The organism is Shewanella sp. MBTL60-007 (assembly GCF_019654915.1).
Lineage (GTDB): Bacteria > Pseudomonadota > Gammaproteobacteria > Enterobacterales > Shewanellaceae > Shewanella.
In genome coordinates this window covers 42,823-50,456 of sequence record NZ_BPET01000043.1, presented here as the reverse complement: position 1 = coordinate 50,456, position 7,634 = coordinate 42,823, and the positions used below count along the sequence as shown (strand labels likewise).

The following is a 7,634-nucleotide window of genomic DNA, read 5'->3' as shown; positions in this document are numbered from 1 at the left end:
CTCCCTTGTGTTACCGCTCGACTTGCATGTGTTAGGCCTGCCGCCAGCGTTCAATCTGAGCCATGATCAAACTCTTCAATTAAAGTTTTGATGGTCCGAAGACCTGCTCAATGAATTATACTGTTTTTCATCAACCTTAAGGCTAATGAAGTTTACATATTGCTATGGTCACTCAGTGGTTCATCGAGAAAAATTTTGATTACATCTAAGATGTAATTTCGATTAACTCAACACCTGTGAGTGTCCACACAGATTTGCTTGTCATATTGTTAAAGAGCGTGAAGTCATCTTTCAGACTTCGCCTTAGACGCTTAGGTCGTTTGGCTGAGGAGGCGTATTCTACACTCTCCAGTGTCGGCGTCAAGCGCTTATTTTAAGAAGTTTTTCAAGCGGTGATTTCTTAGTCAGAAGTCGCTACCCGAAGCTCTTAAAGCGGTTGTCACCAGAGTTACCCTCCCGAAGAAGCTAACTCACTAACTCTGCTTGCTAGGCGTGCTGCCTGCTGCGCCGTGTCAGTGGGGTCGCATTATAGGGAGATTCGAAAAGAGCGCAAGCGCTTTTTATAAAGAAATCACCTGCATGCCCAAGTTTTCATCAGCAAGGTGTTTTCCGGCTATTTATTCAACTTTTCCTGCCCATAACTTCACCATTTTTCTGACACACCTCAGATAAAGTTCATTTTTTCAGCAACACACTAGAGTATTGGCTAATAATTCATTACCATATGCAGGTTATTAACAGTTAGTTATCAATTCATTTATTCTTTAGAGATTATATTTATGCAGAAGTCATTCTTGATCGTATTGGCGGTAGCCATTATAGGTGCATTAGCCATTTTCCAGATTGCACCAGATCTAAACGGCGCCATAGCTTTCTTTACTGGTGCTATCATCGCAAGCGTTATTTTTTCTCTTCAATCAAAAACGCCTGCCTCTACAACTAACAGCAACGAACCATATAGCGGTCCAACAATGACACTATATGTAGGCAATCTTCCTTATCGTGTCCATGAAGGTGAAGTGAAATCATTATTTAGTGAGTTTGGTCCAGTAAACTCGGTGCGTTTGGTTCGTGACCGCAAGACTGGACGCCGTAAAGGATTCGGATTTATTGAAATGTCTGAAGCCGGCGCTAAAAAAGCTATGGCTAAACTAAATGAGTTCGACTTCCAGGAAAGAACATTAAAAGTCCGTGAAGCTAAATCACAAGACTCAGATAAAAGTGATAACAACGCATAAAGATATATAACTAACCTAGATTGGCTGAAGAGCGAGACACAATTGTTGTGAATCCTTTTTCAGCTAGTCTGGTTGTTAACCCCGCCGAAATTTCTTCTGTAGTATAAATAGCCGTTAAAGTCTTTTGTCTATTGTTGCCAGCTCTTTCGTCCCCCCTAACCTGTGGTAGCTCATTGAGCAAATATGCCACCCTTTGTGCAATAGCGGCACCAGAGTCGAGTAGCGTCACCCCGTCACCTAAGATCTGCTGCATCTCTGGCGCTAATATAGGGAAATGAGTACAACCTAGGACTAAGGTATCTAAGGATGATTCCTTTATAGGCTTAAGCTGCGCTTCAAGTAGTTTAAAGTCGAGCTTCTCTCCTGCTAGCTTTGCCTCAGCAAGCATCACAAGTTCAGATGACCCAAATAGGTCGACTTTACAGCCACCGGCAAACTGTTCAATTAGCTCCCTTGTATAGGAGCGTTTTATCGTTCCCGGTGTTGCAAGCAACCCTATATGCCTTGCTTGCGATAATTTAGCAGCAGGCTTGATTGCCGGAACCACCCCTACAACCGGAATGGAAAGCTGTGCTCGTAAGGCTGGCAACACTAAGGTGCTAGCTGAGTTACAGGCTACAACCACAAGTTCGGCACCAATTCTCAAGGCTTGCTCACAAATAAGCTCAACACAGCCTTGAATAAGGACTGACTCCTCTAACTCACCATAGGGCAAACGAGCATTGTCAAATAGGTAGCAACACTCTTGAGTGGGTAATACTTTTCTGATCTCATCAAAGATGGATAACCCACCGATCCCTGAGTCAAAAATAACAATAGGTCCAGACAAAGTATGCTCCGCTATAGAGTAAAGTGACATTAAAAGAGACTACAGTTAGCCCCTCTAGGCAGCAGGAGTGGCTATATTGCTTTAGAATTTTCCCATAAGCTAAGTAAAATCGGAAGTGAGAAACTGGACATCCCAGCTATCTAGTATAATATTCCGCCCCTAATTAATGCCAACGGTGATCAAGATATGAATTTAGCAGCAATGGATCCTACAACCTATGATGTGCAACTCGAAGCAAAGTGCGTCAAGTTAAAGCAGTTATTTGCTGATTTTGATACCCCTGAATTGGAGACATTTAGCTCCGAGCCCGCCCACTACCGCATGCGTGCTGAGTTTAGAGTTTGGCATGAAGGTGAAGATCTCTACTACTATATGTTCGATAAAGAGCTCAATAGTAAAGTTCGTTGCGATCAGTTCCTGCCTGCGAGTGAACTTATCAACAAGATGATGCCGGCTCTAGTTGAACTATTAAAGCCGAACACTATCTTGCGCCACCGCTTATTTCAAATCGACTTCCTATCGACATTAAGTGGTGAGATCTTGGTGTCTCTGCTTTATCACAAGCAACTCGACAGCGAATGGGAACAGCAGGCGAAAATCCTTAAACAAACACTTAGCACCCAATTCAATATGAACTTGATTGGTCGCGCCCGTAAGCAAAAAATCGTGTTAGATAAAGATTTCGTAGTAGAGTCTCTCAATGTTGCAGGCAAACAGCTACAGTACCATCAAATAGAGAACAGCTTTACACAGCCTAACGGTAAAGTTTCTATAAAGATGTTGGAGTGGGCTATCGATGTCACTAAAAACAGTAAAGGCGATCTACTAGAGCTTTATTGCGGTAACGGTAACTTCTCTATTGCTTTGGCACAAAACTTTGAGCGCGTATTGGCAACTGAACTGGCCAAGCCTTCAGTCGAGTCTGCGCAATACAATATTAAAGTTAACCAAGTCGAAAATCTGCAGATTATCCGTATGTCAGCTGAAGACTTTACCGAAGCCTTGGCAAAGAAGCGCAGCTTTAGACGTTTAGAAGGTATCGATTTAGATAGCTATAACTGTAATACCATCTTTGTCGATCCTCCGCGTGCAGGTCTAGATGCCGATACAGTTAAGCTAGTACAAGGTTATGAGCGCATTGTTTATATCTCATGCAACCCACACACCTTAATCGATAACTTAGGTGAACTGAGCAAGACCCATAAGATCACTCGTTTTGCCTTATTCGATCAGTTCCCTTATACCGATCATATGGAATCGGGTGTTTTCTTAGAGAAGCGATAAGCCTAGAGTTAAACCAAAATAAAAAACGGCACCCTTATGGGTGCCGTTTTTTATCTATATGATTAAATTACTTCTGCTCTTTCTTGTGTTGTAGCGCTTCAGCCCCTTTTGCAATCATATGCAACTGAATAACTAAACGGTCTGCCAGGATTTTACGATCGGCGCGCTTCATATCGAGTGCGGCAGCTCCAGCGTTAAATACAAGAGTCACTAGTGCCTCTGCTTGCGCATGGGCGAGTTCCGGTGACCGGTTAGCTGTCGCTTCGGTGTAATGGGCTAACTCAGAAATAAAATGTTCGATTTCACGGGCAACCGCACCTCTAAAGGGGGCCGATGTACCTGAACGTTCGTGCAATAATATCCGAAATACGTTTGGGTTAGACTCAAGCACTTCCATAAAGGTTTCTACGGAAATCCGAATAACACTGCCACCGGCTTCTGCTCGTTGGCGTCCTTTACGCATCATCTGTCTCAGCGTAAGGCCACCTTCATCCACCATGGTTAAGCCTAGCTCATTCATATCCTTAAAGTGGCGATAAAAAGATGTCGGAGCAATATTCGCTTCACGTGCAACCTCACGCAAACTCAGGCTAGAAAAGCTACGCTCAGCACTGAGCTGACTAAATGCCGCATCGACAAGTGCCCGTCGCGTTTTCTCTTTTTGTTGTGCTCTAATGCCCATCTTGAACCTACTTACAAAAATTATTCCTTGAATAATACCGCTTTTTAACACAAAACGCAGCATCAACAAACTTGACCCAGATCACTATCCAAGTTAAATTAGCGTACAGATGTACGCTCAACTTGAGATTATAAATATAATGAAAAAACCTCCCATCATCTGGATGAATGTGAGCCTGTTTAGCATCACCTTTGTCTGCGCAGCGATTTTTGTTCCCTGGTATGGTATCACCCATGGCTTTGACGCCATCGAATGGGTTGCCTTTGTAGTGCTCGCCTTTGCAAGTGGCCTATCGATTACAGGCGGATACCACAGGCTCTGGTCTCACCGTACCTATAAAGCCCATGCTTCAGTACGATTCCTCTACGCCCTAGGTGGCGCGCTAGCTCTGCAAAACAGCGCATTACACTGGTCTTCAGACCACCGAGTACACCATAAGCATGTCGATAACAACGACAAAGACCCCTATTCAGCTAAAATGGGTTTTTGGTACAGCCATATAGGTTGGATGCTACGTGAGTATCAGGCCCAGCGTTACCATGACTATAAAAATGTTCGCGATCTTCAAAATGACAAAATCGTCATGTGGCAACACAAGTACTACTTACCACTTCTGCTCATAATGAACTTTGGTTTACCCATCCTACTGGGTTGGTTAAACGGAGACATATTAGGCATGCTGCTATTAGCTGGATTACTGCGCTTGGTTGTCGTTCACCACTGTACTTTTTTCATCAATTCATTGGCACATATTTGGGGCTCGCAACCTTATACAGATAAAAATACCGCTCGCGATAACGGCTTCCTAGCACTGCTAACCTATGGTGAGGGCTACCATAACTACCATCATATCTTTGAGAATGACTACCGTAACGGCATCCATTGGTGGCAGTACGATCCAACCAAATGGTTGATTAACAGCTTAGCCTGGATGGGACTAGCCGATAGTCGCCGAGTCGTGCCACAAGATCGTATCGAATATGCTCGCTTGCAGATGCAGCTAAAACGCACTCAAAGTAAGGTGGCTCACCTCCCAAATAGCGAAGAGTTAATAGAGAAGTTACAAGCGGAATATGAAACGTTGAAGGCGCACTTAGCTGATTATTACGACGCTAAGAAAGCATTGCTTGAAGCCAAACGCAAACAACTGGCAGACAAGCAACTGCTTAGCCAGGTGAAAGAGCTAAAACTACGTTTCAAGCAGCAACAGAAAAGCTGGCATAGTTTGACCGCAAGTTTTAGCTAAGCTCACCATAGATACAAAGCCGCGACTGAGCGGCTTTGTTGTTTCTACGGGTCAGGTTTTCCCATTCCGAATAAATATTGCCACCGATGATAAGATTCAAGTCTCAACTTGTGGTTGAGGTCGATTGAAGTCCCTAGATTATGGGTCTATTATGATCGGCTACTTACTATTTTCAGGGCGTTTTAAGCTCATGTCAGATTCAGAAATCAAACTTACCGAGTATAGTCACGGCGCGGGTTGTGGCTGCAAAATTTCACCAAAAGTGCTCGGCACCATACTCGCCACTCAGCTACCTGTATTTGACGATCCAAATTTACTGGTGGGTAACCAGACTCGCGATGATGCCGCCGTCTATAAGCTCAACGAAACCACAGGCATTATCAGTACCACCGATTTCTTTATGCCAATCGTCGATGATCCATTTACCTTTGGCCGCATCGCTGCGACAAACGCCATCAGCGATATCTACGCCATGGGTGGCACACCTATGATGGCTATTGCAATTTTAGGTTGGCCAGTAAACAAGCTGCCTGCTGAAGTGGCTCAACAAGTTGTCGATGGTGGCCGTAAAGCCTGTGCCGATGCAGGCATAATGCTAGCCGGAGGTCACAGCATCGACTCGCCAGAGCCTATTTTTGGTCTAGCAGTAACTGGTCAGATCCCATTGGACGAGCTCAAGCAAAACGACACCGCTAAGGCAGGAGACAAGCTTTATATCACTAAGCCTCTCGGTATTGGTATTTTAACTACCGCACAGAAGCAGAAGAAGCTTGCCGAAACAGATCTAAACACTGCAGCCGAAGCCATGTGTCAGCTGAATATTCTTGGCCCTAAAATAGCTAAGATCCCACAAGTGAATGCGCTAACAGATGTCACAGGGTTTGGTTTAGCAGGTCATCTCCTAGAGATGTGCCATGGTGCAAATTTAAGTGCCAAATTAGATGTAAGCCTACTACCATTACTGCCAAATGCGCGTCATTACTTAGAACTCGGCTGCATTCCTGGTGGCACTCACAGAAACTTCGACAGTTATGGTGAGCACTTACCTACACTAACCGATGAACAAAAAGCGATTATCTGTGATCCACAAACCAGCGGTGGCCTATTGATTGCCGTATCTACAGAAGGCGAGGCCGCGCTACAAAGTTTACTTGCTGAAAATGATATTGAACCCGTTTGCATCGGCCAGCTAGTTACAAAAAATCCAGCTATGACCGTGGAGCTAATTTAATGTCACTCAACAAAGTGCGTGCCAGCGAATATCGTCGAATACTCGTCAGCGATCATCCTATTATGGATACGCGCGCACCAGTAGAGTTTGTGAAAGGCGCCTTTCCAGCCAGCGTGAACCGTCCTCTAATGGAGGACGAGGAGCGCAGGCTAGTCGGTACTTGCTACAAGGAGCAAGGACAAGCTGCAGCCATAGAACTAGGACACTCTTTGGTTAACGGTGAAATCAAACAGCAGAGAGTCGATGCTTGGCTGCGTTTTTTTAACGACAACCCAAATGGCTATCTCTACTGTTTTCGCGGTGGTCTGCGCTCACAGCTAACCCAGCAATGGCTTAAGGAAGCTGGGTTAGATATTCCTTTTATCGAAGGCGGCTATAAAGCCATGCGTCAGTTCCTCATCGAAACCATCGATGAGGCGCCAAACGTTAAGCCAATGCTGATTCTGAGCGGGATCACTGGCAGCGGTAAAACCGATTTCCTGCTAAAGCGAAAAGAAGCGGTGGATTTAGAGGGGCTAGCTCACCATCGAGGCTCAAGCTTTGGCCGTTACCATGAAGGGCAACCAAGCCAAATCAACTTTGAAAACTCTTTGGCGGTCGCATTGTTGAAGCACCAAGATAGTAATGCCAAACATCTACTACTGGAAGATGAGAGCTATCTCATCGGCCGCTCGGCGCTACCACAAGCTTTTTATGCTGGAATGCAGGCCGCGAATGTATTGGTACTCGAAGAGAATTTAGATGCAAGACTGGCACGCCTGCTCAATGAGTACGTACACAAGATGCATAGCGGTTACCGCGAAAGACTCGGCGAAGAAGCGGGCTTTGAGGCATTTTCCCAGTATTTAGCCCAGAGCATTGCAGGGATCAAGAAACGCTTGGGTGGTAAGCAACATGACGAACTGCAAGCAATGATCACTCACGCCCTAAGCCTGCAATCCAACCAAAACGATACCAGTGCTCACTTAGCTTGGATCGAACGACTGCTGACTAAATACTACGACCCTATGTATCAGTATCAAATAGATAAAAAGGCCGACCGTATCATCTTCAAAGGTGATCACGATGCAATGCATCAGTGGCTAGATAACCAGTAATACCAACCTGAACAACGTTTAAGCCAA

The 7,634-nt window shown here is 44.9% G+C and carries 7 protein-coding genes and 1 rRNA gene; 5 read left to right on the top strand and 3 right to left on the bottom strand.

Annotated elements, in window-relative coordinates; translation table 11 throughout:
• Window positions 1–82, bottom strand: a 16S ribosomal RNA gene (locus tag K5Q92_RS16285); the annotation flags it as partial.
• A gap of 697 nt (window positions 83–779) precedes the next feature.
• On the opposite strand from K5Q92_RS16285, the gene K5Q92_RS16280 reads away from it, so the two are divergent.
• Window positions 780–1,238, top strand: a complete 459-nt coding sequence (locus tag K5Q92_RS16280) for an RNA-binding protein (protein WP_220769982.1) — start codon at window positions 780–782, stop codon at window positions 1,236–1,238.
• A gap of 10 nt (window positions 1,239–1,248) precedes the next feature.
• Here K5Q92_RS16280 and murI read toward each other — a convergent pair whose 3' ends face one another.
• On the bottom strand, window positions 1,249–2,067 hold the full coding sequence (murI, locus tag K5Q92_RS16275) for a glutamate racemase (protein ID WP_220769981.1): 819 nt from the start codon (window positions 2,065–2,067) through the stop codon (window positions 1,249–1,251).
• A 186-nt stretch (window positions 2,068–2,253) separates the two neighbouring features.
• On the opposite strand from murI, the gene trmA reads away from it, so the two are divergent.
• A complete protein-coding gene (gene trmA / locus K5Q92_RS16270) occupies window positions 2,254–3,351 on the top strand; it encodes a tRNA (uridine(54)-C5)-methyltransferase TrmA (RefSeq protein WP_220769980.1) in 1,098 nt (365 codons plus the stop codon).
• 67 nt (window positions 3,352–3,418) lie between these two features.
• Here trmA and fabR read toward each other — a convergent pair whose 3' ends face one another.
• Window positions 3,419–4,033, bottom strand: coding sequence for an HTH-type transcriptional repressor FabR (gene fabR / locus K5Q92_RS16265; RefSeq protein ID WP_202723586.1), 615 nt, complete (start codon window positions 4,031–4,033; stop codon window positions 3,419–3,421).
• 139 nt (window positions 4,034–4,172) lie between these two features.
• Here fabR and K5Q92_RS16260 point away from each other — a divergent pair, with 139 nt between their 5' ends.
• The 3 genes from K5Q92_RS16260 to mnmH all read left to right on the top strand — a co-directional run bounded on the left by K5Q92_RS16260 (window position 4,173) and on the right by mnmH (window position 7,607).
• Window positions 4,173–5,279 carry a fatty acid desaturase gene (locus K5Q92_RS16260; protein ID WP_220769979.1) on the top strand — a complete coding sequence of 369 codons (1,107 nt, stop codon included), beginning with the start codon at window positions 4,173–4,175 and terminating at the stop codon, window positions 5,277–5,279.
• Between the two features lie 190 nt (window positions 5,280–5,469).
• Window positions 5,470–6,510, top strand: a complete 1,041-nt coding sequence (selD, locus tag K5Q92_RS16255) for a selenide, water dikinase SelD (protein WP_220769978.1) — start codon at window positions 5,470–5,472, stop codon at window positions 6,508–6,510.
• On the top strand, window positions 6,510–7,607 hold the full coding sequence (gene mnmH / locus K5Q92_RS16250) for a tRNA 2-selenouridine(34) synthase MnmH (protein WP_220769977.1): 1,098 nt from the start codon (window positions 6,510–6,512) through the stop codon (window positions 7,605–7,607). The genes selD and mnmH overlap by 1 nt, the downstream gene beginning before the upstream one ends.
• Window positions 7,608–7,634 lie beyond the last annotated feature (27 nt).

Excerpts from the sequence above, each read along its gene's own strand:
- K5Q92_RS16280 (WP_220769982.1), top strand. The coding sequence starts at position 780 with ATGCAGAAGTCATTCTTGATCGTATTGGCGGTAGCCATTATAGGTGCA.
- selD (WP_220769978.1), top strand. The coding sequence starts at position 5,470 with ATGTCAGATTCAGAAATCAAACTTACCGAGTATAGTCACGGCGCGGGT.
- fabR (WP_202723586.1), bottom strand. The coding sequence starts at position 4,033 with ATGGGCATTAGAGCACAACAAAAAGAGAAAACGCGACGGGCACTTGTC.
- mnmH (WP_220769977.1), top strand. The coding sequence starts at position 6,510 with ATGTCACTCAACAAAGTGCGTGCCAGCGAATATCGTCGAATACTCGTC.
- trmA (WP_220769980.1), top strand. The coding sequence starts at position 2,254 with ATGAATTTAGCAGCAATGGATCCTACAACCTATGATGTGCAACTCGAA.
- K5Q92_RS16260 (WP_220769979.1), top strand. The coding sequence starts at position 4,173 with ATGAAAAAACCTCCCATCATCTGGATGAATGTGAGCCTGTTTAGCATC.